This window comes from Dyadobacter sp. CY356 (assembly GCF_021440195.1).
GTDB lineage: Bacteria > Bacteroidota > Bacteroidia > Cytophagales > Spirosomataceae > Dyadobacter.
In genome coordinates, this window is the sequence record NZ_JAJTSZ010000002.1 from 72,095 (window position 1) to 97,702 (window position 25,608).

The window sequence follows — 25,608 nt, forward strand, 5'->3', positions numbered from 1 at the left end:
TCATTTAGTTAAAAAATACTTCTTGCGATTTTTATTTGTCATTCATATCCTTTGCCTTTCATTTCAAGCTCTTTTTGGTTTTCAAGAACTTCAATGAAATCGGTATGTGTCATGGGTTGACTGAACATTGGAAAATCGCTTTTCAAGGCATTGTCATGTTCCGCCTGACTCAGCGTTGCGCAGCAATCAGTCAATGTGATGACGTTATAGCCTTTGTCGTAAGCCGTTCTCATGGTCGATTCAACGCAGCAATTGGTCAGATAGCCAGCCAGAACAACATTTTTTATTCCTGTGCTGCGTAAAATGTAATCCAGATTTGTACTTGCAAATCCGCAAAAGCTGCGTTTTCCTTCAATAATCACATCGCCGGTTTCAGGTGTTAAAACGTCGATAATTTCTGTTCCCCAGGTGTTTTTCTTGAAGGCACCGTTATCAATCACACCCTTCATAATACCATAAGGTTTGGTTGTTATCTCATGGTAATCTTCTGTGAATGAAATCGGTACAAACATCACATGAACGCCGGCTTCCCTCGCCGCTGCAACGGTATCAACGGTGTTCTGAAGCATATTGTTGGATTCCATCACACCTTTAACTGCTCCGTAAAATATACCTCCTTCGGAAGTGAAATCGTTCTGAAATTCAATCAGAACAAGGGCGGTTTCTTTTGGGTTTAATTCCATGGTCAGTACGGATTTGATTGATAAATAATGTTCCGTGAATATAACTGCTATCATTAATATTTCCGTATTTCACATTCAGGTATTTTGATAATTAGCGCAAGATCTGGGTTGAAGAACAGGTATTTTGATGGCACCTTTGTGTAACAAAATGATAAACATATGGATCAGGAAACCTATAATTATGAAAAGATTGCCAGGGCAATCGAGTACATCTCCGAAAATGTTAAAACCCAGCCATCCTTATTTGAAGTAGCAGAAGAGGTAAACATCAGCCAGTTTCATTTTCAACGAATGTTTACCGAATGGGCAGGGGTCAGTCCCAAGAAATTTTTACAATACATAACGGCAGATTACCTGAAAGAAAAAATCAAGGAATCAACCAATCTTATCGAACTTGCCGAGTTAGCAGGATTATCAAGTCAGAGCCGGGTATATGATTTGTTTACTGGTATTGAGGCAGTTACACCCCAGGAATTTAAAACTGGTGGAAAAGGATTGCAGATCAGATATGGTTTTCATCAGACGCCTTTTGGAGAATGTTTTGTTGCGGTAACAGAAAGAGGTATTTGCGCAATGGCGTTTGTAGATGAGGATTCCAGGGCACATCAATTGATTTTACTTGGCAAAAAATGGCATTTCGCGACCATTGAGCCAAACCAGAAAGTTACTGAAAGTTATATTCACAGGATTTTCTCGCCCAATCTGAATTCATTGGAAAAGCTGCCGCTTATGGTGCAGGGAACAAATTTTCAGCTTAAAGTCTGGGAAGCTTTGCTGACAATTCCGCAGGGTTCCGTTACCACTTATCAGCAAATTGCAAACAGTATCGGAAATCCAAAAGCGGTAAGAGCAGTCGGGACAGCGGTTGGGGATAATCCCGTTGCCTATCTGATTCCCTGTCACCGCGTTATCCGAAAAGAGGGTATACTGGGAGAATATCGTTGGGGGAGTTTGAGAAAAAAAGCGTTGATAGGTTGGGAAGCGGCGAAAATGGACGCCGGATTGGTTTCTTAGTTTTGATTCTTTGCTAGAAAGCAGCCAAGTAGCTAACTTGCCGCTTTCCTTACATGAATTGACATCAGTTTGAATTCCAAATCAAAATTTACCGGCGAAGTATTTGACTGGCTCTCGTCAATGAATTTTGACTGGATGTTGAAAAGAACAGATAAGGATCATTTTGATTTAATTGAAATCTGGAAAAATGACAGATTGGTTTTGTTGTTAAGGCTGATTGACCTTGAAACCTGGCTGAACCGTGGAAATTTACTTGTCTCTGAAATTGATGATTTTAAAGATAAACAAACGCTACTCAGGTCAACTGGAATTGCATCGGTAACACTTTGGGAAGATATCTGGTTTAACAAAAAAGAAATTGTCCAATCAAGATTAAATGCTATTACGGGAATCTCGGAAAGAATTCCCGGAAGGGTCACACAAGCCAGAAAGCTGGATAAACCCACGGCAAAAGATTTTTTGGACAAAAACCATTTACAGGGATCTGTCAATTCGAAGATCCGATATGGGCTATTTCTTCCGAAACGGTATTTTCGGGTGCTTAGTACCGGGTATCAGCTAGATTCAGGAATAGAAGAATTACTAGTTGCTGTTGCAACGTTTAGTCACCCGCGTACATTCGAAAGAAATGGTGGTTTGTACCGGTCATATGAATTGATCCGTTTTGCGAATCTGAGAAATACAACCGTCGTCGGAGGATTTGATAAGCTGCTTCGCGCCTTCACCGACGAATATAAACCAGGTGATATCATGACTTACGCAGATCTGGAATGGTCGGACGGGGCCAGTTACAGTCGGCTTGGCTTTGATGAAATATCGGATAAGGATCCTGTTCAATTCTGGCTGGATCCAACGCTCAACGTCAGATATACGGACAACAGAAGGCCGGAAAATGATAAACTAATTGAGGTTTATAATGCCGGAAGTCGTAAATTTGTCAAAACGATCCATTGAAAATATTTGTCTGCTCATACGTTCCCAACGCATCTTTTGAATCCGTTATTAATTATCTTAGGTCCAACAGCTTCCGGGAAAACGCATCTGGCAAATCAGGTTGCGGCCAGGATCAATGGTGAGATTCTGAGTGTGGATTCCCGCCAGGTTTATCGGGGAATGAATATTGGTACAGGGAAGGATCTGGAAGAATATATATTAGGAGGACAAAAAATACCTTACCATCTGATTGATATTCTGGATGCGGGAGAGAAGTACAATGTCAATCTGTTTCAAAAGGATTTCCAAACCTCATTTTTAGATATTACAGCCAGAAAAAAAACGGCAATTGCCTGTGGCGGTACCGGGTTTTATTTTTATGCTTTATTCAAAGGACATTCTTATACGGATATTCCGGTTGACGAAAAACTTCGTGAATTACTTGAAAGAAATTCTAATGAAGAACTTCTTATGCTGTTTAAAAATCTGCACACATCGTATCAGGATCTGGCCGATACTACAACCCGGAAACGGCTGATCCGGGCGATTGAGATTTCAACTTTTTTGCTACAAAACCCGGAAAAAGAAAATGAATTACAAACGGATTCTGCGACCAGTTACAGTCCCATTATTTTCGGACTGAATCCGCCAGCTGAAATCCGGCGGGAGCGGATAACGCAACGATTGGATTACAGATTGAAAAATGGTTTGATTGAAGAAGTTGAATCGCTTTTAAAATCAGGAATTAGTCCCGGCGATCTGATTTATTATGGGTTGGAATATAAGTTTGTTACCCAATATATCACAGGTGTGATAGGTTACGAGGAAATGAGTAAACGGCTTGAAACCGAAATTCACCGTTTCGGCAAACGTCAAATGACATTTTTCAGGAAAATGGAAAAGGATGGTATTGCAATCAACTGGCTTGATTATAATAAGGAAGAAGAAGAAAATATTAATCGAATTATTACTGCCTACAATTCGTTCATTCAAAACATTTAACCACAATCAGCATTTAATAATTTTTAGTTTAACGTTATGAATAAGAAGCTAAGCAGTGTTCTGCTTTTATTTGTTTTAAGTGTTACTGATGCCTTTTTATTGGCTCATCCCAATTTGATCGGTAAATTAGGTATCCTGATTTATAAACATAGTTACATTAAAACTTTCCCGCGAGCACTGGGAACGGTACTGTTGGTTGTTAGTATTTCTGTCTTGATTTCCGAAGTTTTATTTCGTTTCGTTGATAAGAAGAAGGCAGCGTTCAGTTATATCACATTACTTTTAATCAGTGCTTTCTGGTTTGTTTATGTCTATTCGATGTTCTCATCTTTTGCTTACAGAATTACAGGAAAATCTTTTATTTACGGAGCACATTTATTGCCCGTTATCCTGACCGGGCTTTTTGGCAGATATTTTGTCAAACTGCAATTGAGGCCTGCATTAAACTCGAATCCGGTCGGTATTGTGGAAACAAAAAACGATGTTTCCTAAGTATTAAAGCGGTTTTAATACTTTTAACAAGACGAAATAGAATTATTGCCTTGTTGATCCATAGAATATTATTATTAATACTTAAAATTGTGTAAGAATATAGTTCCTATCTTGAATTTTCACAAATTAAACATTGATAATAATAGAAAATACAAGGTTTTTTAAGATATTGCGGCTTGTGTATTTACGGTTAATAGGTCAGTTTCGAGATTTAATCTTAAATTAACATATAGGCTCAGTAAATAAGAGGTAGGGTAGTTCTTTGGGCTATCAACCGTCATCAACATAAGTATAGTAAACTAACCTTTTAATTTTATTCTTAATTTATATGTCCGAAATAGCTGAATTAACCATTGAAGGTAAAAATTACCAGTTCCCAGTAATAGAAGGTAGTGAAAAAGAGAAGGCCATTGATATTGCTAAATTGCGTGACCAGACCGGTTACATCACCATAGATGCAGGTTACAAAAACACAGGCGCTACCAAAAGCGCTATTACTTTTTTAGATGGGGAAGAAGGAATATTAAATTACCGCGGATATTCGATTGAAGAGTTAGCTGAAAAATCTTCGTTTTTAGAAGTAGCGTATCTTTTAATATACGGTGAATTGCCGACAGAAGAGCAATATTCTACTTTTGTACATGAAATAACAACGCATACGCTTGTAAACGAAGATATGCGCAAGATTTTTGAAGGCTTCCCGGTGAATGCGCATCCGATGGGTGTTTTGTCGTCGCTGGTAAGTGCCATGAGCGCATTTTACCCTGAAACTCTGGATTTAGACAGCCCTGAAACGACCGAATTACACATCATTCGTTTGCTTTCAAAGCTGCCGACAATCGCAACCTGGTCATATAAAAAATCACAAGGGCATCCGGTAAATTACCCAAACAATGAGCTGGATTACTGTTCAAATTTCCTGAACATGATGTTCTCGCTGCCAGTTGAAAAGTACAAGGTTGATCCTGTTGTTTCTGCGGCGTTGAATAAATTACTGATCTTACATGCTGATCACGAACAAAACTGTTCTACTTCAACTGTAAGACTTGTTGGTTCTTCTCACGCTAATATTTACTCGTCAATCTCTTCTGGTATCAGTGCTTTATGGGGCCCGCTTCACGGTGGCGCAAATCAGGAAGTTATTGAAATGCTTGAAGCGATCAAAAATGATGGTGGAGACGTTCAGAAATATATTGATATGGCAAAAGACAAATCAAGCGGGTTCCGTTTGTTTGGGTTTGGTCACCGTGTTTACAAAAACTTTGATCCGCGCGCACGTATCATCAAAAAAGCGGCCGATGATGTTTTGAGCAAATTGGGAATCAGTGATCCTGTTTTGGAAATTGCTCAGAAACTTGAAAAAGCAGCTCTGGAAGACGAATATTTCGTATCGCGTAAATTGTATCCAAACGTAGATTTCTACTCTGGAATTATTTATCGTGCTCTGGGAATCCCGACTAATATGTTTACGGTAATGTTCGCCATTGGCCGTTTGCCGGGCTGGATTGCGCAATGGAAAGAAATGCGTGCCAACAAAGAGCCAATCGGAAGACCACGTCAGGTTTATGTTGGTGCTCCGAAACGAGCTTATGTTGAAAGAAGCGAGAGATAGATTTTTGTTTATAAAAAAAAGGCCTTATCAAATAGCTTTTTGCTTTTGATAAGGCCTTCTTTATGAACGTTACTTAATGATATCAGTTAATCTTTGGAATCATAAATAATTGCCCATTATTACACCCATTCGCCCTAATGGTAGGTCATACATAAATCTTACAACGACTTTTCTGTCCTTTTTCTTTCTAGCAGGACTTGATGCAATACCAATAGTTAAGCAAGGACTTACAGTTAAAAAATAATATTCAAAAGGTTTCTCAGACTCAAGTAAGGTTCTGCCAACTTTTAAACCTTTGGTCAATATAAATTTTTTATTAAAAGTCTGCTCGATAGTAGTTATCAAAGAATCGTACACTCCCGGATGTTCCGGAAATCGAAAAATATAAGAATGTAAAACTCTTGGAAATAAAATTTCCTTCGGTTGATATTCATTGTCAAAGTCACCTGTTTCGAAATGATAATCAACAATAACTTCCATTGAGTCTTGTTGAAGGTCGTAGTAGAAGCCAGGAGGTTTATATTTTAATCGATGTTTCTCAACCGCTTCCTTAACCGAAGAAGGTAATGACCATGTTGTGTTGCTAAAAGTAAAGGAAACAGATTCACATGTTTCTTGTTGTGCTTTGAACAATACTGCGAACAAGGCTACAAAAGTTATGATTATATATTTCATTGATACGTTCCGTTGCCATTTATATCATGTAAGCCACCATGTTCATATTCATCCCACACAGCTGCTAAAATATCAGCCTCATTGCAGCCAACAGAATGGGCGATTTCAAAACCTTCAGTATTATTATAGTCATCCATAAACCATTGTTCATTGGATTCTCCCGGATTCATGTTAACACCGTCACATATTTCGTGTAAATCAGCCATTGCTTGTGCATTCTGCGAACCAAGAGAACAATAATTTAAAGCTGCGAAAAAGGCATGTTTAAAAGCATTTTCAACCGACCCGCCATCAGTATTTCCGGCTCCAAGATTATGATCGTCTAAATAATCCTCAACCGTCTGTTTGTTGATATATAAACTGGGTCCAATGAAAGGATCAGATATGGCATGTTCAATAATATATCTGGCTTCACACTTATTAGCTTGAATTTTATTAAGCTCTCTAACAATCGCCTTTTCCTCTGGTCCCGGATCCGCACCAGCGGGCTCTCCGCCTGGCGCTCCATCTCCTGAACTCCCAGGAGCAACGTCCACAGTCCAGGTACCTGATGGGCCAAGTGACGCTTCATAATCTGCTTCAAAAGAGAAATCTCCATTTTCAGTTGTACCAATAATGACAACTTCTCCAAATGTACCACCATCGATTGGCTCATTAGGAATCTCACTGTTGGTATGAGGTAAACTGTCGCCGACAATTACAATCCCCTTCCCAGAAAATTTAGAGTTAATTTCACTTCTTACTACAATAGCTTTTTTTGCTGGGTTATTGATAGCTATTTCCAAATATCCGTCTTGTAAAATGTTTTTGTCAAATATAAATTCAAGAGAATTGCCTTTATTTCTACCTTTCAACCATTCAGAATTTAAAAGGTCGCCTTTGGAATTAAATTGCTTGATGTTAATGCCTGGTTTTCGACGTTTTTTATTTCCAAATAAATTTAAATAAGCTAATCCAGCGGTAATAGAAAAATTAATTGGAGTATATTTTCTTAACATAGTATTTTCAGTTTTTACACTCTGACCAATTAACGGCGCTGAGCTTAAAAAAAGTAAACCAGATGATTTTTTTATTAAAATACTGTTTACGGAAAAGTCAATACTGATATCTTCTCCCTTTCTAATTTCAATTCTTTTAATAGAATTGTCATGGGCGGCGACACGGTAAATCGGGTCAAGTTCGATATTTTCGTTTTGAGCTAATACATGTAATGTTAAAAAAAGAAACGCGAGGAATAAAATGTGTGTTTTCATATTAATAGCAGTTAAATGTGATAAATATTATTACCTATTACTGAAATAAATATTACATCAAATATAGAACTAACACTACTAATCTAAAATACCCATTTAGGGGGTATTTTTATTCGTTTCTTGAATAGCTAACTTTAATAATGACTCAAATTTCGAACTATTAGCATTAGCCTTCCTTATCATATTTTTACGATGTGTTTTCACGGTATCGATGCTGATAACTAATAATCCAGCAATGTCCTTGGAAGTATAACCTTTGGCAATAAGTGCCAATATTTGCGTTTCTCTAGTAGTAAACATAGTATGAGATTTAACTATACTTTGTACCAAAAAAAGAGCAAAGCGTCACTTCTTAGCTGACATGTAAAGATTGTTTTGATGATGAAAAATTATTAGAGGCTTTATGCATAACCAAAAGGCAGGTTGGGGACCAAAGTTCCTGACCTGCTTTTTATCTCAATTTAATGACTTCGATATGATAGTTTATTGGAAGTATTGTTGTATTACTGTAATTGTAATTTAGAAAATGATCGTAAAGTCACATTTTTTCAAACGCCTGCTGGCGCTGCTTTATGGTGAAAGTCGCTCCACCACCCAAACGCCATCTTTCAATACATAAGCCAACCGATCATGCAACCGGCTTGGTCTTCCCTGCCAGAATTCAACATAATCCGGAATGACACGGTAACCTCCCCAATGAGGAGGACGGGGTACATTAACACCTTCAAATTCTTGTTCAAATGATTTCTGTTTCTGTTCCAGAAATTCACGATTTTCAATGACTTCACTCTGATGAGAAACCCAGGCACCGATCTGGCTTCCTCTTGGGCGGATTGCAAAATAGTCGTCTGAATCTTTTTCCGAAGTTTTTTCGATCTTTCCTTCAATCCTTACCTGGCGTTCCAGTTCTTTCCAAAAAAAAGTCAGCGCAACCTGCGGATTGGCTTCGATTTCCTGGCCTTTCTTACTTTCATAGTTAGTGTAAAATGAAAAACCGTTTTCATCGACACCTTTTAAAAGCACTATTCTACCAGTAGGGCGCCCATTATTCACAGTGCTTAAAAGCATTGCATTCGATTCGGAAAGTTCTGATTTTAAGACTTCATCAAACCATTTATTAAACTGGTTCAGGGGGTTAGCATCCAATTCTGACTCGTGTAAACCTTTCTGGCTGTAATCCGCCCGTATATTTGCGATTTTCTGATTCATTGTTTGGTAATATATCAATGTTAGGAGGCCAAAATTAGCCAATTCATAGGAAAGATTGTTAGATTTGTATTCTATAAGAGGACGTACTTACGAAACATTAATCACAATGGCACAAGAACAACACGAAGGGGTCGAGAGCAATGCGCAGGAAGACCTGACACAAAAAACGATTGATACCCTGGAAATTGATCTTAACAATGAGTTGACGGAAGAACTGGAAGAAGAAGCGCCAGATGTGGATTATAGCCAATTGTCTAAGGAACAGCTTGTTAATTTGTTAGAAAACGAGTTGTCCTTGATTAATAGCGAAGGTGTGAAGCCAACATCTCTGAAAAAAGCAGAGGCATTGGCTCGTGAGATCCGTCCTGTTTTAGATCATATCAAGCAAACCGACAGAGAATCAGCTCTTAAAGCTTTCGTGGCTGACTCGGGTAGCGAAGATGGGTTTGAATTTAAATATGATGCGGAAACGCAAAAAATTGATGCTCTTAGTCGCGAGATAAGAGGGTTGAAAAATACTTATTACCAGAGTGTTGAAAAGGAAAAAGAGAAAAACTTCAATGTGAAAACTTCTCTTTTGCAACGCCTTCGCACACTTTTGGAAGAAGAAGGAACCCGGGAGACAGATCCTGTGATAATGAAATCCAGCTGGGAAGAATTTAAGAAGATTCAGGAAGAATGGAAATCTGCCGGCAACATTGCGTCTCCACATAATGGTACGCTTTGGGCGACTTACAATGCACTGATCGACCGTTATTTCAGCAACCGGAACATTTATTTTGAGCTTAAAGAACTGGATCGTCGTCGTAATGCTGATCTGAAAGCTGAACTTTGTAAAAAGGTTGAAGATCTTGCCAAATCACTGGAATCGCGTCCGATGACGAAGGAAATCCTGGCAGAGGCAAACCATATTTTTGAAGAATACAAACACCTTGGTCCTGCACCGAAGGAGGATCAGGAGAAACTTTGGCAGCGATTTAAAGTTGCTTTGGATCAGTTGTATGATGCGCAGCGCGGACAGTTTGCTGAGCAGAAGAAATCCATGCAGGAAAATTATGATCAGAAGCTGAAAATTTACGAAGCCATTGTTCCTTTTACTGCTTATAACTCGGGTAGCATTAAGGAATGGAACGCTAAAACCAAAGAGGTGATGGCATTTCAGGATCAATGGGTGGCTTTGAAAGGTATCATGCCGAGAGAAGAAGGCAAGGAGCTTAGCAAGAAATTCTGGGCTACACTGAAAACTTTCTTCCATAATAAGGGGGAGTTTTTCCGTCAGCTTGAATCAAAACGTGAGCAGAATCTGGAATTGAAGAACCAGCTTTGTGCTGATGCCGAAGCGATTCTTGCAACAGGTGAGGATACCGCCGCCAATACACAGAAAGTTATTGAGCTGCAAAAGAAATGGAAAGCAGTAGGGCAGGTTCCGGAAAAATATAAAGACACGATTTATGATCGTTTCAAGAAAGCCTGCGATTCATATTTTGATCAGAAACGTTCGAAAAACAAGGAAGTGGAAGCTGAGTTTGAAGAAAACCTGCGCCGCAAAATTGATCTGATCGAACGTATTGAACTTGCTGCTGCCAATAAGGATGAATCGTCATTGGATTTGCTAAGCGCTTTCAAAAGCGAATGGAGTTCTATTGGTTTCGTTCCAAAGAAGGATATGCAATCAACGCAGAAACGTTATATAGCGGCTGTAAACACCTATGTAAGTGCGATAGGAAAATTGTCGAGCAAGGAGAAAGAACAGGCTGTATTGGAAAGCGAAGTTGAATTGGTACGTGATGGCGAAAGTAGTCGTGGATTGTTCCGTAAAGAAAACGATATCAAACGCCGGGTTTCTCAACTTGAAAACGATATTTCTTTGTGGCAGAACAATATCGAATTCTTTGCTAAGTCTAAAACTTCTGATCGCTTGAAAGCGGAATTCGAAAGGAAGATCAGCAGCGCCCAGGCGCAGCTTGAAGAACTGAAACATCAACTATCTATTATTCAGGAAGCTATCTGAGAAGGTAAAAAAAAGTCAAAAATAATTACCTGAATATTGATGTAGTGTTAAAATAAATTATACTTTTGCACCACGATAACGGAATAACAAACGGAATCGCATTGTAAAAGAGGCCTCCATAGCTCAGCTGGTAGAGCAACTGACTTGTAATCAGTAGGTCGTTGGTTCGATCCCGACTGGAGGCTCAGATTATCAAGGACTTAGCATCAATGCTAAGTCCTTTTTTGTTGATTTAGAATACTTTCTCAAAACATTCGTGTAGAACGTGATAATCTCTACCTCCACCAGGTAATATTTTAAAATGATCATCCTGCTACGCTAGTTCGTTTAAGACTCCATTATTGAAAGAGGCTTGCTTCACTTTATCAAATCAAGCTGTCACTAATAAAAGTAATTGGGTTATCAGATAAGAAATTTTGAACATAATCCAGTATTTAAGTATCTCAAATACAGTTATATCCGGTTCAGGCAAAAAAATATATTGAAAAATACAGAAAATAAATATCTGAAAACTTGCGTTATATACTCTATTCTTCTACTTTTGCACCATGATAACGGAATAATAAACGGCATCGTAAAAAAAGAGGCCTCCATAGCTCAGCTGGTAGAGCAACTGACTTGTAATCAGTAGGTCGTTGGTTCGATCCCGACTGGAGGCTCTTAAAATTCAGCACTTATCTTACCCGGATAAGTGCTTTTTTGTTTGGAATGAAGTGCTAAGATTTTCCTTGAATTTTCGGACTTTAAACTTTTCGCAAGTCTGGTTCTTAAATATTTTTCTTTTCAGAAAATTTTTGGATTCTCGTTCTGAAACAGGAAAAGATCCAGAGCATAATTACAAAAATTAAAAAGAGAAATACGGCTTCTTCGCGATCGATGCGTAGTAATGAATCATGCATAATTTCATCTGTTTAAATTATTTTGAAATCATTTTTTAAAAGGTAGATTTTCATGCGATTAAGAATTCCTGATTCATCTGTATGATTTTAACTTCTGAATTAGAGCCAAAGAATATTTCATCCTGATGATGGAAAAGGAGTGCCCAGCTCAGGTTTTGATCCATCACAGTCAAATCGCCGCAAGTACAATTATGGAAATGATCGAAATATCTTATCAGCAGCTTCCAGGGGACAATCATGGCTTCGGCAGGTTGCCAGGATAGATAGACAGGTTTTTCAAAAGGTACCCCACGCTGAAAAAGCCAAAGCTTTATTTCCTTTTCACTGCCTTCTGAAATTCGCGCTCTTTCAATTGTCCTGAAAAAATCTTTTTTGAAGGGTTTGTTGCCATGTAAATTAGTTCTTAATGTATAATCCCACAAGAAATGAGCGGCCTTTTTACCAAGCGGCTTTAATTGTTTAAGGTGAAAATTGGGCAGCTTTTCATAGTTTTCACTTGTAAAGCGATGTCTCAGCCTGAACTCAGTCATCGGAATCACATCTTCTGTAATGTTAGTAAAGTCAATAGTCATTTTTAACGTTGCTTTGTAGTTTCAGTTGTATTTTTAACTGACACTGGGTTTAGAGTTATGAAATACTTTTAATTTAGGTAATCGAGGTGTCGCTAATTAAGCATCATCCTGAATCATGGTTAATTTTCAAGAGGTTTTCATTGCTAACATTTCTATTTTAGTGAAAGCGTAGGGTCTGATATTCAATATGTTTTGTATTGTAAGAACATTGCAAACCTATGCCGGATGCGGACAAATGTCAATATTTAACCGTATACAAAAGGTTGATTTAATGAAAAACAGGGTATACAAAAGGTATACACGGCAATTAATTGTTGGCCACAAATGCTTTTTTGTTTAAATCAAAACACATTTTGTGTTGTCTCTACATCGAATTCTGCTTTTCATGATCAAAAGCCGTAATCATTTCTTCTGCCCATGTATTATATAAATCCACCCAGGCTTGCTTTGTTTCATCATTCCATAATGAACCGGAGATGGTGGCCATGGTCCTGATTAAAGCGTCGCCCACCGTTTTATAATGTTCGGGTTTTACGCCGTAATGTGCGTGCCTGCGCGCCAGTGCATCAATTTCAGGTCTTATTTCCGCCATATTCTGTAAATTGGATACCATGAAGGTAATCATGTCAGTCAGTTTTACTATTTGCTGATCCATATCTGATTTAAACATATGCCTCAGACAAGGTGCCATTTCAAAAAGCGCGTTGTAAAACACATATCCAGGATTTTCCGGTTGCGATAAAACGTGGCTCCATGAAGTTTTGATAATGAGAATATTGCGGTCGTTCATAATAGTACAAGAGAATGTCTGATGATGAGATTTTGGATTATAAGCTGTCAAGAATAGATGCAAACGCTAGGCACTAAACGCTGTCAAATCTTGCATGGCTTTAAGTCGAAACAAAAATAGGGAACAGGCAAACCATCTACCTAATTATGAAGGTATACAAGAGGTAGACCCATGAGAAAGTCTGGTATACAAAAGGTAAACATCCTTTCTCCATCATGGAAAAGGATGTATCAAAGCGATCAAAAATATTTCTGTGAGGTTTAAACCGACATTAGATAATCTGTAAGATTACTCTCTTCGGGTAAATTGAGTTTTTTGCGCAGACGGTGGCGTGCGGTTTTTACACTATCCGGCGAAATATTTAGTAGCGTGGCAGCTTCTTTCAAATTTAGATTTAAACGGATCAGCGCGCAAAGCCGAAGTTCACCACCACTCAATTCCGGATTTTCTTTTTTTAGTTTTATAAAGAAATCTTTGTGTACGCCTTCAAAATACATCTTAAATTCATCCCAATCCCGGTCCAGGTTGAAGCTGTAATCGATCAGGTTAATTAATTTGCTGAACAGAGGTGTGTTTTCATCCTTTTGGCCGGTCTTCAAGGTCAGGGAAACCGTTTGTCTGATTTCTTCAAGAATACCGTTTTTTTGAATCAGATTGAGCGTGTGCGTCGTCAAAGCTTTGTTTCGGAATTCAAGTTCAGCCATCAATTGTTGTTCTTTTTCCAATCTATTCCGTATTTCCGTTTCTGCAAGAGCCTGCTGAACTTCATTTAGCTCCCGGTTTTTCCTGACCTTCAACCTTTGACGGTTAAAAGCCAATCCCAGCACCAATAGGCCTCCGAGTAACCCAAGCACCGCTGTGTTGCGGGTAGCATAACCCAGATCTTTCTCTTTCTGGATCAGTTTTATCTCACTCAGTTTTTTCTCGGTTTCATAATGCAGCCTCAGATTTGTCATCTTGCTTGCGTTTTCGGCATTGAATATTGAATCCTTCAATGTAGTTGAGAGTTTTTGAAAATGATAAGCATTCGAAAAATCGTTCACCTGTCCATAAACCGTTGCCAAACCTTCATATGCCTGCTGTAAAGCTGGTCTAACCCCCGTAGCCAATGCCAAATCCTTTGCTTTCTGATAACTGGAAATAGCTTTTGCATTTTCATTTAACCGGGTATTAACATTCCCAAGGCCATTGTAAGCGGTAATCATTAGTCTTTTACTTTGAAATTTATCATTTATCAAAAGTGATTTTTCATAATGAGAAAGTGCTTCCGGATATTGCTGTTTCTGAAAATAAATTTCTCCCAGATTATTATGACAAATTATCTGGCCATTGCTGTCATGAAAATCTTCAAATAATTTCAAAGCCTTTTCTGCATTTAGTATCGCTTCGGGGAATTTCTTTTGTTTGGTATAAATGGAACCAATATTAATGTAAGATCCTGCGATCGACTTTTTATCGTTCAATTTAAGCCAGATGGACTGGGCTTTTTTGTAGGATATAAGTGCTTCCTCAAAATTTTTCTGGTTTTTATAAACATTTCCGATGCTGTTGTAAGTCGATGCAATTTTACTCTGATCCCCGAGTTCACTGAAAATTGTCGAGGCCTGCAAATAATTATCCAATGCCTGACTGTAATTTCCCTGTTCTCCATAAACAATTCCCATATTACAGATCGCCCGGGCAATTCCATTTTTGTCGTGAATGCTTTCAAAAATGTCTTTGCTTTTGGAATAGTTTTCAAGCGCAGCAACGTAGTCATTTTTTTGCCAGTAATACACACCAAAAACCTGATAACTTCTGGCTTGTCCGCGGAAATATGTCAGCTTTCCGGATAGACCCATCGCATTTTTGGCATATTCTAATGTTTTTTCAGGCTCAGACGACCAGTATTCCATGGCCAAATCGACCAGTATGCCAACTTTATTCGTGTCATCTTTTGTTTTCTGAAGTAAATTCTGGAGACTATCTGCTTTGGGTGACTGGCCATAAAGCTGAATATTAAAGACAAGAAGTAACAGACAAAAACTAAGTTTCATAAGCGTGATTGTATCAAAAGTTCAAGAGGCAATCAAATGTAAATGAAATTCATAGCTTAATACTGACCGTTAAATTAATAGGGCTATGTTCAGCTCAAATTATTATTTAAGGGATTGAAATTACATCTATAAATGCAGATACTTTGAAGTATTAACAGTGTTAAGTATCTTTGCAAAAAAATAATAATATGGCAATATCAGATCGGAAGTTACGGGAGAAGGAAGATTTAAAGAAGAGAATCCTGGAAGCTGCCAAGGCATTATTTCTGGAAAAAGGCTTTGAAGCAACTTCAATGCGAAATATTGCCGAGCGAGTGGAATTCAGTCCAACGACTTTGTATCTGTACTACAAAGACAAGAATGATATTGTGTATGCCTTGCACCAGGAAGGTTTCAAACTTCTGGCTCAGCAATTTAAGACTGTTGCTGGTATTGAGCATCCCTATGAGCGGATGAAAACCATGGCGCGTATTTATCTGCAATTCGCTGAGGAAAATCCTGATTTTTATGAGTTAATGTTTGTGCGCCAGGGGCCAATTCTTCACGTTCAAAAACATAATAGTGACGATTGGGAAGAGGGATCACGGACTTATAATGTTTTGTATGAAAACGTTATTGAGTGCCAGAAAGAGGGGTTATTTAAAAATTTACTGCCTCATAATGTTTCATTGATCATCTGGTCAACATTGCATGGCATGTGCACTTTGCATATGCATATGCGGTTGGATTGCGTAAAATTTGAGGATGACTATGAAGTTGTTCCGGAAAAGTCAAGACCCGAATATATTTATGAGTCTTTCATCAGTCTGCTGGAAAGATTAAAATAAATTTTAAATGATAACACTGTAAATAAAATATTTACCGTACATTTGATGAGAAGATAAATACTTAGTGTTTGTCTTTTTTTACAATTTAAAATTAACACTGTAAATAATATTACTGTCAATTATTATTATGTGACTTACAAGCTGGTTTCGCTTGTGGTCAGGTGAAATCTCTGTAAAACTTGCAATATAACTTAACACTGTACTTAAAATAATATCCTATCATATGATAACCAATCTTCAAAACTTATGGAAGTTTTACCTGATGACTCTATTGATCACCGGTATACCCAGGTTATCAATAGCTCAGGGAGGAGTGCTGCAATCCTACATTAAACAAGGTTTGGAAAACAACCAAGGTCTGAAACAACAGAAATTTCTTTTACAGAAGAATATGTTTGCGCTGAAAGAAGCTAAAACATTTTTCCTTCCTGAGGTTAATTTTAGTGGTAACTACCTGGATTCCAGGGGTGGGCGAAAGATTAATCTTCCTATTGGAGATTTACTGAATCCGGTTTATAATTCTCTGAACCAACTCACCAACTCGTCCGCATTTCCGGAAGTCAAAAACATCAGCCAAACGTTTAATCCGAACAATTATTATGACGCTAAATTCAGAACTTCCATTCCGATCTTTGATGCTGAAATCATTTATAACAGCCGGATCAGAAAGGAGGAAATCAATTTTCAACAAGCGGAGATAGACGTATACAAACGTGAGTTGGTCAAAGACATTCAACTTGGTTACTATGCCTATCAACAGACACTGGAATCGATCAGGATTTTAGAAAATGCTGAAATTCTGGCGCAGGAAAACCTTCGTTACAATCAGACGTTGGTTAAAAATGACAAGGCGATCAGAACTGCGGTAAGTCGGGCAGAAAATGAACTGATTGGTTTAAAGGCCAGATTGGAAGATGCTAAATACCAGTCTGTTAATGCGGCTGCCTATTTTAATTTTATATTGAACCAGCCATTTGATACAAAAATTGAAATACCTCAGCATCAACAGATAATGGTTGATACAGATGGAACAGCATCCGGACGGAGAGAAGAATTAACCAAACTTGCAACTTTGCAGGATATCAATTCACTATCATTACAACTTGCAAAATCCGCACGTCTTCCCAAACTTTCTACATTCATTGATCTGGGTTCTCAGGGAGATTTTCTAAAATTCAACAACACAACCCGTTATTATCTTTTTGGCGTGACTCTCACCTGGCAGGTATTTGCGGCTAACAGGACATTCTACAAAGCGCAACAAGCTGAATACCAGATCAAAGCCACTGTGGAGCAAATAAATCAGGTTGAGCAGCAGCTTCAATTACAGGCAGAGACGGCAATGAATAAACTTAGTTCTGCAAAACAAATTTACGAAGCGTCAAAAAGCCAGACTGTTTTATCCGAACAATACTATCAGGATCAGCGGAAGTTATACCGGGAAGGCCAGCTGTTATATCTGGAATTGCTCGATGCGCAGAACAGGCTGATAAGTGATCAGTTACAGCAAAGTATTTCTTATTTGAATGTACAAAACCGCGCTGTCGAACTCGAAAGAGCAAGAGCCAGCTATCCACTTTCTAACTAAAAACGAACATGAAAACGATCTTTAAAATAAATCCGGTCATTATATTACTCTCTGCGACCCTTTTTATGACGGCTTGTAAAGAGAACGCAAAACCAGAAAAAACAGATAGTACTATTCCCGTTAAAATCATAAACTCAGCATCTCTGAATCAGGTTCAGGCAGTGGAAACTTCCGGACTGTTATCATCCGAAAACGAAGCCAGATTATCTTTTAAGGTGGGTGGGATTATTAGGCAAATTCTGGTAAAAGAAGGAGACAGAGTGCGTAAGGGACAGCTATTGGCCACATTGAATACCACAGAAATAGCTGCACAGATGAGCCTTGCAGAAGAAAATTATCTGAAAGCAAAACGTGATGCCCAGCGTACACAAAATCTTTACCGGGATAGTGTGAATACCAAAGAACAGCTGCAAAACAGCCAGACGAATCTTGCCATTACTGAAAAGCAAATGGAGATTTCCCGCTTCAATCTTTCTCACGCCAGTATCGTTGCACCGGCGGACGGTGTGGTGATAAAAAAACTGGTAAATGCCGGTGAACAAATTGACGGCGGTGCTCCTGTTTTATTTATCAGCGGTGTCAATAACAATGATTGGGTTATAAAATGCGGGTTGACCGATAAAGACTGGACAAGATTAAAAGGTAATGAAAAAGCTGAAATAACTTTCGATGCATTTCCTCAAACATTCACGGGGAGCGTAAAAACCCTGGCCCAGGGAAGTGAGATCTCTTCGGGATTATTCCAGGTGGAAATCCGGGTCGATAAGCAAAATGTGAAGCTGGTCAACGGACTTTTTGCCAAGGTCAGTATTTATCCAAATGAAAAAACAGACATGGTTTCCATACCATTTGATGCGTTGATCGAAGGTGAAAATGACAGTGCTTTTGTTTTCGTAGCCAATGGAAACGTGGCGGCAAAGAAAGCTGTGAAAGTGGCATACCTGGAAGGCAGCAAGGCATTTATTTTATCGGGAATAGGCACCGGCGAAAAGGTTATCAGAGAAGGATCTGCTTATCTGGCAAACGGTTCGGTAATTAAAATAGTCCAATAATATTTTAAACAGGAAATCATGAAATTACCAGCATTTGCCGTTAAAAATTACCAGTTCACTCTGGTCGTTTTCATTGCGGTTTTGGCTTTGGGTGTTTATTCACTTTTTACCATGCCCCGCAGTGAAGATCCGGACACGCATTCTCCTCAGTTTACGGTTGTGGTCATTTATCCAGGAACCAGTCCGAAGGATATGGAACAGCTGGTGGTTGATCCGATGGAAAAAAAGATCAATGAAATGGATGACATCAAACATGTCATCACCGATATCAGGGATGGGCTTGCGGTAATGCAGGTGATCTACAAATACAGTTCCGATCCGGATACAAAGTATCAGGAACTGGTACGGGAAGTTAATAGTTTGAAAAGCTCGCTCCCGGCTGATATTAACGACATCCGTATCAATAAACTGATACCGTCTGATGTGAGTATTTATCAGTTCGCTTTAATTAGTGAAAATGCTTCTTACGCACAAATGAAGGCTTATTCCAAAGCATTTAAAGAGCGCATGGAAAAAATTAAAACACTTAAAAAAGTGGAGTTTTCAGGAGTGCCTGAACGCCAGGTTAAGGTCAGTTTAAATCTTCAGAAAATTGCGAGACAAAATCTGACACAAAACCAGGTTATTGCCGCTTTACAAAGTGAAAATATCAATATTCCCGGCGGAAGCATAACCATGGCTTCTAAAAAACTCAATATAAAAACCAGTGGAAACTACCGCACGCTTGATGAAGTGAGCAATACGGTCGTCTCTTCATTTGGTGGGAAAATTGTATATCTCAAAGATGTGGCCGATATCAAAATGGGTTATGATGACGAGACGCATATTACCCGTCTGAATGGTTTCAGATGTAGTTTTTTAAGTTTTAGTCAGAAAGAAGGAGAAAATATTATTGCAGTGAAAGATCAGGTTGAGCCGGCTATTGCACAGTTCAAAAAAGAATTGCCATCCAATATTGATCTGATCAAAGTTTTTGACCAGGCAAATAGTGTTGATATCCGCTTGTCTCATTTTGCCAGAGATTTCGGTATCGCCATTCTTTTGGTATTGCTGACATTGCTGCCTTTGGGTACCCGTGCATCACTCGTTGTTATGATCTCAATTCCGCTTTCATTGTCTATCGGTCTGACTATCATGAACTTGCTGGGTTATAATATCAATCAGCTTAGTATTGTCGGTATGATCGTAGCACTCGGGATTCTGGTTGATGACAGCATTGTGGTGGTTGAAAATATTGAGCGCTATTTACGCATGGGTTACAATCGGATTGATGCGTCCATAAAAGCTTCAACCCAGATCAGTATGGCGGTGGTGGGCTGTACCATTCTTCTGATCTTTGCTTTTTTACCACTGACATTTCTACCCGAGGGAGCCGGAGATTTTATCAGAAGTCTGCCATTGTCGGTCATCACAACGGTCTTTGCTTCCATGTTGGTTTCGCTTACAATTGTTCCGTTTTTATCGAGTATCATTTTAAAACCGCACGCCAGTGCTGATGGAAATTTTTTACTGAGAGCGATGAAAAAAGGTATTCATAAAACCTACGGAAGTTTGCTGGACCGTGCTTTGAAAATGCCGGTTGTAACCTTGATTTTGGCAGGTTTGCTCTTTGCCGGTTCTATTGCGCTGGTACCTTTGATCGGAAGTAGTTTATTCCCGAAATCTGAAAAGCCAATGTTTTTAGTCGATATAGAGACGCCGCAGGGTACCAATCTGAAAAAAACAAATCAGGTTACGCGTTATGTCGAATCGGTTTTGAAACAGGAGCCTCTGATTACTTCATTTGCCACGAATGTCGGAAAAGGAAATCCAAGGATATACTACAACGTAGTTCCCCGTAACGAAAGTGAAAACTTTGCCGAGATTTTTGTTCAGGTTGAAGGACTGGAAACTTCCGAAAAAGTGGAAGTGATTGAAAGGTTAAGAAAAAAGCTGGAACGATATCCGGGAGCGGAAATCAAAGTCAAAGATTTTGAACAAGGGCCGCCTTTGGAAGCGCCGCTTGCTTACCGGATTTATGGCGACAATCTTGACGATTTGCGGAAGACAGCTTTCAAAGTTGCAGCATTGTTGTCAAAAGTGGATGGAACGATTTACGTTAACAATCCGCTGCTTGTTCAACCGACGGATTTGAAAGTCAGCGTAAATAAAGAAAAGGCCGGAACACTCGGCGTACTGTCTTCCGATATTGACCGCACTGTAAGATTGGGTGCGGCTGGTTTGAACGTAGCCACTTACAGAGAAGATGTTGGAAAAGCGGACAATTATAATGTCAATGTTTCTATCGCCAGAAATAGCGCGATTCAGGATTACAGCATGTTTGATAAATTGTATGTTACTTCTTCGACCGGAGCCAACATTCCGTTAAAAAACATTGCGACAATCGGTCTGGAAAGCTCCCCAAATCAGATCCGGCATTATGATAAGGACAGATATGTAACTGTTTCGTCATTTGTAAAACCCGGATACAATGTGCACCAGCTGGATGAAAATATTACTGCCCAGCTTAATAACTTCAAATTTGAAAAGGGACAGACTTTCACGGTTTCCGGAGAAAAGGAAAGCAAAGACGAAAGTTTTGGCGGACTGGGTATGATCATCATCATTACCATTTTCGGATTTCTGGGTGTTCTGATCCTGGAATTCAAAACCTTCAAAAGCATCCTGATCGTCTTATCCGTTATTCCACTAGGGATCATGGGCGGTTTGGTCATGCTTTTCCTTACTGGTGAAACATTATCTTTTACGGCCACCATCGGATTTATAGCATTGGTTGGAATTGAAGTAAAAAACTCTTTGCTGGTTGTAGATTTTACAAACCAGCTGCGGGCGCAGGGGATGGGAATTCAGGAAGCAATTATTGAAGCGGGTGAAGTTCGTTTTGTTCCGATTCTATTAACTTCTCTGACGGCGATTGGCGGTTTGCTTCCACTCGTAATTGAGTATAGTGCGTTGTATTCGCCACTTGCGTTGGTACTTATCGGTGGTTTAATCAGCTCGACGTTACTTTCCCGGCTGGTTACTCCGGTGATGTACAAGCTTTTGCCACCAACCGTACTTATGGAAAAAGAGGAAGAAATTATACAGCCAGAGCTGGTTATGCATTGAAAAAAGTATTAGTTTGAATACTTGAAAATTGTCCCGTGCCAGCAAATTATTTTGCAGGCATGGGACATTTACTTTGTTATATTATCAGTTTTTTGCGGTGGCAAATGCCTTTATAAATTTCAGTATTAATTATTTTTTCAAAAAGATTTCCAAAAAACTTGCAATTTTAAAATCAATAAATTTACTTTGTCTATATATTTTATAGACTTATGGCTTGAACCACCCTTTGCCACGAGTATAACAAGAAATTATTCGTTTATGAAAGCGATTATTTTACGCGATTTAAGTTTGTCCTCGATGACAAACAGGGTGGTATTCTTTCAGCAGTTCTTCCCGGAACCATGTTGTTGTTGCTAATCCCTTAATTCCCCATTTACATTTATCATCCAGAAATATCCCAGTCAGTACTGCTGTAAAGGAGTAAATTTTCGGTGGTTGTCAATTTTCAAATTTACGGCATACTGTCCAGGGGTATTTTTGGAACTCATCATAATCTGGTATTCTCATGACCACAGCTGACGTTGTTCTGCTCATTAAAAAAATTGCAATCGGAATTTTTCTAACAGTTGTTCCTTTCGTTCTCGTAGCCGGAGGTATCTGGCTTGCGTATAACCTTATTCGGTAGCTTTTACTATTCACCAAAATATTTACAACCATATGAAACTTGCAAAAGAGGACGCGCAAAAACTGACGCGCGACGGTCTGGTTAGCGTCGGATTATATCTGGCACCCATCGTTTTAATGTTTGGCGCATTTTATTTAACAGATTATAAACCATGGCTGGGCAGTAATGAGCTGCCGTTTAAAGTACCACATTTTATTGAGGGAATTTTCAAAAACCTGAGTTCCTGGGGATTGCCTGTTATCATTCTTGTAATCGGTGTTATTGAACTTTTTGCAGGACTTTATGAAAACAAGTGGACAAAAAATGAACGAACGCTTGACATTGTATGCTTCATTTTACCCAAAATTATAATTGCTCCGGTCGTTGCTTATTATAGTCTTGAACTGTTACCAAGAATTTTACCAGATTCAAAAGGAAGTTTTTCCTGGGTTCCGTTTTGGTGGGCTTTTGCGATAATCGCTGTTGCCGATGACCTGACACAGTACTGGTATCACCGCCTGCATCACCAGCTTCCATGGTTATGGCGTTTTCACCGTACACATCACAGCGCGCCCTATATGGGCATGGCAATGGCCGGCAGACAGAATATCATTTACACGATTTTCTTTTCACAAACTTATCTGACCGTTGCACTAACTTATGTTGGTTTGGGATATGCAGCTTTGTTTGTAAAAGTGATCAAGTCGCTGATTACTACGGGTGCTCATTCAAGCATTCCCTGGGACAAACCGTTTTACACGATCAAATGGCTTCATCCGGTTGGTTGGGTTTTGGAAAGATTTATCTCCACACCGGCTACACATCAGGCGCATCATGCAGACACGACGGATGACGGAGTTGGTCATTATAAAGGTAATTTTGGTAATATGTTTTTCCTTTGGGACATCATTTTTGGAACTGGTATCATCACCAGAAAATATCCGACTTCATTTGGTATCAAACATTATAAAGAAGAAGAGTGGTATGCCCAATTGATCTGGCCGATTCTAAAATCCAATAAAGAAGGCAGCGAATTGTCAGCTAACGGACCGATGGTGGGAGACGTGGAGCATGATACCATTATTATTGAGCCGCTTCCTCTGGAAACCAGAGTAGCAAGTTAATAATCAGGCATATAATATTCCTGAGTTCGCATTGGGATATCCCTGAGCGAACTCAGGTATTTCGATAAAAACCGGTTTTAAAATAATCTTTCAAATTAATAATTACACGATGACCACCCGTTTTACCCGAATTTTAGTTCTCGCGTTGCTAATTACATCCCCGTCATTTTCGCAGAAGAAAAAGTCAAAAGCAGAACCTGCAAATACAAAACCCAACATCGTGCTGATCATGGCAGACGATCTTGGGTTTTCTGATATAGGGAGCTATGGTTCTGAAATTCAGACGCCTAATCTCGATAAACTGGCTGCTGAGGGCATTCGTTTCAGGCAGTTTTATAATAACGCGATTTGTGCCCCAACACGAGCCTCTTTGTTAAGCGGACAGTACCAGCATACAGCCGGAATGGGATATTTCAATATCAATCTGGGCACACCCGCTTATCAGGGATTTTTGAGCAAACAAACCGTTTCTCTGGCTGAGGTATTAAAAGACGCTGGTTATAGTACACTCATGTCTGGCAAATGGCATGTGGGAGATGATAGTACCAGTCAGTGGCCAAGAAAACGAGGTTTTGATCATTTTTATGGAAACATCGGCGGAGCAAGTGATTATTACGTGATCAAAAATCTTCCAAAAAAGCAACGCAGTTTTTTTGTAAAAGATGATAAGGTAGTCGATCCGGAAGATGAGGACAATTTCTATTATACCGACGAAATTGCTAAAAACGCGATCGGATTTTTGAAAGATCAGCTTCAGGAGCAGAAACCATTTTTTTTATATTTAGCTTTTACTTCACCGCACTGGCCTTTACAAGCCTGGCCAAAGGATATAAAAAAGTATGAAGGAAAATATGATATCGGCTGGGACTCGCTCAGAATCCTTCGTTTCAAGCGTCAGCAGGAATTAAATATTTTGGGTAAAGGCCAGAAGATCAGTATCAAAAACAGTGATTTGCCGGCCTGGAACAGTCTTACCTATGACGAACAAAAGTTATGGGCAAAAAAAATGGAAGTTTATGCAGCTCAGGTAGATAACCTGGACCAGAACATTGGAAAGGTGATCGACCATTTGAAAGAGTCAGGTCAGCTGGATAATACGATTATATTTTTCATATCTGATAACGGCGCAGCGGGCGAGGATGTCGGACACGGTTTTAGCGGCCGGGCGGTAAGGAACTGGGGCCCTGTCGGCACCGCCGGTTCATACGATTCATACACCAGAACATGGGCCTATGCGTCTAATACACCGCTTAAATCATTCAAAGGATTTCAATATGAGGGTGGGATCAGCAGTCCGTTTATCGCCCGTTTTCCTTCAAAGATTGCCGCCGGAGGATTGATTGACGGAACAGCGCATTTGATTGATATCGCACCAACTTTATACGAAATTGCCGGAGCCAGATATCCGCAGAACTATAAGGGAAACACGATTCATCCATTGGCCGGTGAGAGTATTCTTCCGGCAATTTATGGAAAAGAATGGACCCGTTCAAAACCTATTTTCTGGGAAAGGGCAGGTAACAAAGCGGTGAGAAAAGGGAAATGGAAACTTGTTTCTGTTCGGAGTGATTTATGGGAATTGTATGATATTGAGTCAGATAGGGGAGAAACTTCCAATGTAATTAAGGATCACGCTGATGTAGCAGCAGAGTTGAAAGGATTATATGACACCTGGGCCAAAAGTGTCAAAGTTGAAGACTGGAATGTTATTGGCAAAGGGAAAGGATTTGAACCAAGCTTTAATCCCTGATTTGAAAAAGACACCAGCCCTTTGAATTTAAGCACGCGGGATAAGCTGGTCTCTTTCCAAAGGCTAACGGCTAAAAGCCAATAGCTTATTACTTCCCACATAATTTATATAATATTTCAGGGTAAATGTAAAATATTGTCAAACTTCCAGGGAATATTAAACCATTCATTTGGTAAAGCCAAAAATATAAATTTACTTTGTCTATATAATTAATAGACTTATAGTTTTATGTTGATTACCACCAGTCAATATACAACAGATCAATTGTTTACTTATGAAAACAAATTCTTTACTACGTCCGCAGTACCATACTGCACCCCGGGTGGTTACAATCATTTCTCCATCCTTCATGCACCGTTGTTGTCAACCTTGCT

At 39.1% G+C, this 25,608-nt stretch carries 20 protein-coding genes and 2 tRNA genes; 14 read left to right on the forward strand and 8 right to left on the reverse strand.

Annotated elements, in window-relative coordinates; translation table 11 throughout:
- Window positions 1–38: 38 nt before the first annotated feature.
- Window positions 39–683: a cysteine hydrolase gene (locus LXL81_RS06465; RefSeq protein ID WP_234645907.1), complete on the reverse strand. Its 645-nt coding sequence runs from the start codon at window positions 681–683 to the stop codon at window positions 39–41.
- Between the two features lie 159 nt (window positions 684–842).
- On the opposite strand from LXL81_RS06465, the gene LXL81_RS06470 reads away from it, so the two are divergent.
- The 5 genes from LXL81_RS06470 (at window position 843) to LXL81_RS06490 (ending at window position 5,736) form a co-directional block, all read left to right on the forward strand.
- Window positions 843–1,697 (forward strand): methylated-DNA--[protein]-cysteine S-methyltransferase, encoded by an 855-nt coding sequence (locus tag LXL81_RS06470; protein WP_234645908.1) that lies wholly within the window; start codon window positions 843–845, stop codon window positions 1,695–1,697.
- Between the two features lie 69 nt (window positions 1,698–1,766).
- Entirely contained in the window at window positions 1,767–2,651 is an 885-nt protein-coding gene (locus LXL81_RS06475) for a hypothetical protein (RefSeq protein ID WP_234645909.1), read from the forward strand.
- A 6-nt stretch (window positions 2,652–2,657) separates the two neighbouring features.
- A complete protein-coding gene (gene miaA, locus LXL81_RS06480; protein ID WP_234645910.1) occupies window positions 2,658–3,632 on the forward strand; it encodes a tRNA (adenosine(37)-N6)-dimethylallyltransferase MiaA in 975 nt (324 codons plus the stop codon).
- 36 nt (window positions 3,633–3,668) lie between these two features.
- Window positions 3,669–4,124 carry a hypothetical protein gene (locus LXL81_RS06485; protein WP_234645911.1) on the forward strand — a complete coding sequence of 152 codons (456 nt, stop codon included), beginning with the start codon at window positions 3,669–3,671 and terminating at the stop codon, window positions 4,122–4,124.
- Window positions 4,125–4,452: 328 nt separating this feature from the next.
- The gene (locus LXL81_RS06490) at window positions 4,453–5,736 is read left to right on the forward strand and encodes a citrate synthase (RefSeq protein WP_234645912.1); all 1,284 of its coding nucleotides are present in this window, start codon (window positions 4,453–4,455) and stop codon (window positions 5,734–5,736) included.
- Between the two features lie 99 nt (window positions 5,737–5,835).
- Here LXL81_RS06490 and LXL81_RS06495 read toward each other — a convergent pair whose 3' ends face one another.
- From LXL81_RS06495 to pdxH, 4 genes are all read right to left on the reverse strand, one after another.
- Complete coding sequence (locus LXL81_RS06495; RefSeq protein WP_234645913.1) at window positions 5,836–6,411, reverse strand: hypothetical protein; 576 nt, start codon at window positions 6,409–6,411, stop codon at window positions 5,836–5,838.
- Entirely contained in the window at window positions 6,408–7,664 is a 1,257-nt protein-coding gene (locus LXL81_RS06500; RefSeq protein WP_234645914.1) for a hypothetical protein, read from the reverse strand. Before LXL81_RS06500 ends, LXL81_RS06495 begins: the two co-directional genes overlap by 4 nt.
- A 96-nt stretch (window positions 7,665–7,760) precedes the next feature.
- Complete coding sequence (locus LXL81_RS29280) at window positions 7,761–7,964, reverse strand: response regulator transcription factor (RefSeq protein WP_409013865.1); 204 nt, start codon at window positions 7,962–7,964, stop codon at window positions 7,761–7,763.
- Between the two features lie 270 nt (window positions 7,965–8,234).
- Window positions 8,235–8,873: a pyridoxamine 5'-phosphate oxidase gene (gene pdxH, locus LXL81_RS06505; protein ID WP_234645915.1), complete on the reverse strand. Its 639-nt coding sequence runs from the start codon at window positions 8,871–8,873 to the stop codon at window positions 8,235–8,237.
- Between the two features lie 106 nt (window positions 8,874–8,979).
- On the opposite strand from pdxH, the gene LXL81_RS06510 reads away from it, so the two are divergent.
- The 3 genes from LXL81_RS06510 to LXL81_RS06520 all read left to right on the forward strand — a co-directional run bounded on the left by LXL81_RS06510 (window position 8,980) and on the right by LXL81_RS06520 (window position 11,543).
- Window positions 8,980–10,884 carry a DUF349 domain-containing protein gene (locus LXL81_RS06510; protein WP_234645916.1) on the forward strand — a complete coding sequence of 635 codons (1,905 nt, stop codon included), beginning with the start codon at window positions 8,980–8,982 and terminating at the stop codon, window positions 10,882–10,884.
- A 112-nt stretch (window positions 10,885–10,996) separates the two neighbouring features.
- A tRNA-Thr gene (locus LXL81_RS06515) sits at window positions 10,997–11,069 on the forward strand.
- 401 nt (window positions 11,070–11,470) lie between these two features.
- Window positions 11,471–11,543, forward strand: a tRNA-Thr gene (locus LXL81_RS06520).
- Window positions 11,544–11,833: 290 nt separating this feature from the next.
- Here LXL81_RS06520 and LXL81_RS06525 read toward each other — a convergent pair.
- The 3 genes from LXL81_RS06525 to LXL81_RS06535 form a co-directional block, all read right to left on the reverse strand.
- Complete coding sequence (locus LXL81_RS06525) at window positions 11,834–12,355, reverse strand: hypothetical protein (RefSeq protein ID WP_234645917.1); 522 nt, start codon at window positions 12,353–12,355, stop codon at window positions 11,834–11,836.
- Window positions 12,356–12,719: 364 nt separating this feature from the next.
- Window positions 12,720–13,145: a globin domain-containing protein gene (locus tag LXL81_RS06530; protein ID WP_234645918.1), complete on the reverse strand. Its 426-nt coding sequence runs from the start codon at window positions 13,143–13,145 to the stop codon at window positions 12,720–12,722.
- A 260-nt stretch (window positions 13,146–13,405) separates the two neighbouring features.
- Window positions 13,406–15,181, reverse strand: a complete 1,776-nt coding sequence (locus LXL81_RS06535) for a tetratricopeptide repeat protein (protein ID WP_234645919.1) — start codon at window positions 15,179–15,181, stop codon at window positions 13,406–13,408.
- A gap of 188 nt (window positions 15,182–15,369) precedes the next feature.
- Here LXL81_RS06535 and LXL81_RS06540 point away from each other — a divergent pair, with 188 nt between their 5' ends.
- From LXL81_RS06540 to LXL81_RS06565, 6 genes are all read left to right on the forward strand, one after another.
- The gene (locus tag LXL81_RS06540) at window positions 15,370–16,008 is read left to right on the forward strand and encodes a TetR/AcrR family transcriptional regulator (protein ID WP_234645920.1); all 639 of its coding nucleotides are present in this window, start codon (window positions 15,370–15,372) and stop codon (window positions 16,006–16,008) included.
- A gap of 223 nt (window positions 16,009–16,231) precedes the next feature.
- Window positions 16,232–17,596: a TolC family protein gene (locus LXL81_RS06545; protein ID WP_234645921.1), complete on the forward strand. Its 1,365-nt coding sequence runs from the start codon at window positions 16,232–16,234 to the stop codon at window positions 17,594–17,596.
- Between the two features lie 8 nt (window positions 17,597–17,604).
- Entirely contained in the window at window positions 17,605–18,648 is a 1,044-nt protein-coding gene (locus LXL81_RS06550; RefSeq protein ID WP_234645922.1) for an efflux RND transporter periplasmic adaptor subunit, read from the forward strand.
- An 18-nt stretch (window positions 18,649–18,666) separates the two neighbouring features.
- The gene (locus LXL81_RS06555) at window positions 18,667–21,756 is read left to right on the forward strand and encodes an efflux RND transporter permease subunit (RefSeq protein ID WP_234645923.1); all 3,090 of its coding nucleotides are present in this window, start codon (window positions 18,667–18,669) and stop codon (window positions 21,754–21,756) included.
- 657 nt (window positions 21,757–22,413) lie between these two features.
- Window positions 22,414–23,484, forward strand: coding sequence for a sterol desaturase family protein (locus tag LXL81_RS06560; protein ID WP_234645924.1), 1,071 nt, complete (start codon window positions 22,414–22,416; stop codon window positions 23,482–23,484).
- 109 nt (window positions 23,485–23,593) lie between these two features.
- A complete protein-coding gene (locus tag LXL81_RS06565) occupies window positions 23,594–25,234 on the forward strand; it encodes an arylsulfatase (RefSeq protein ID WP_234645925.1) in 1,641 nt (546 codons plus the stop codon).
- Window positions 25,235–25,608 lie beyond the last annotated feature (374 nt).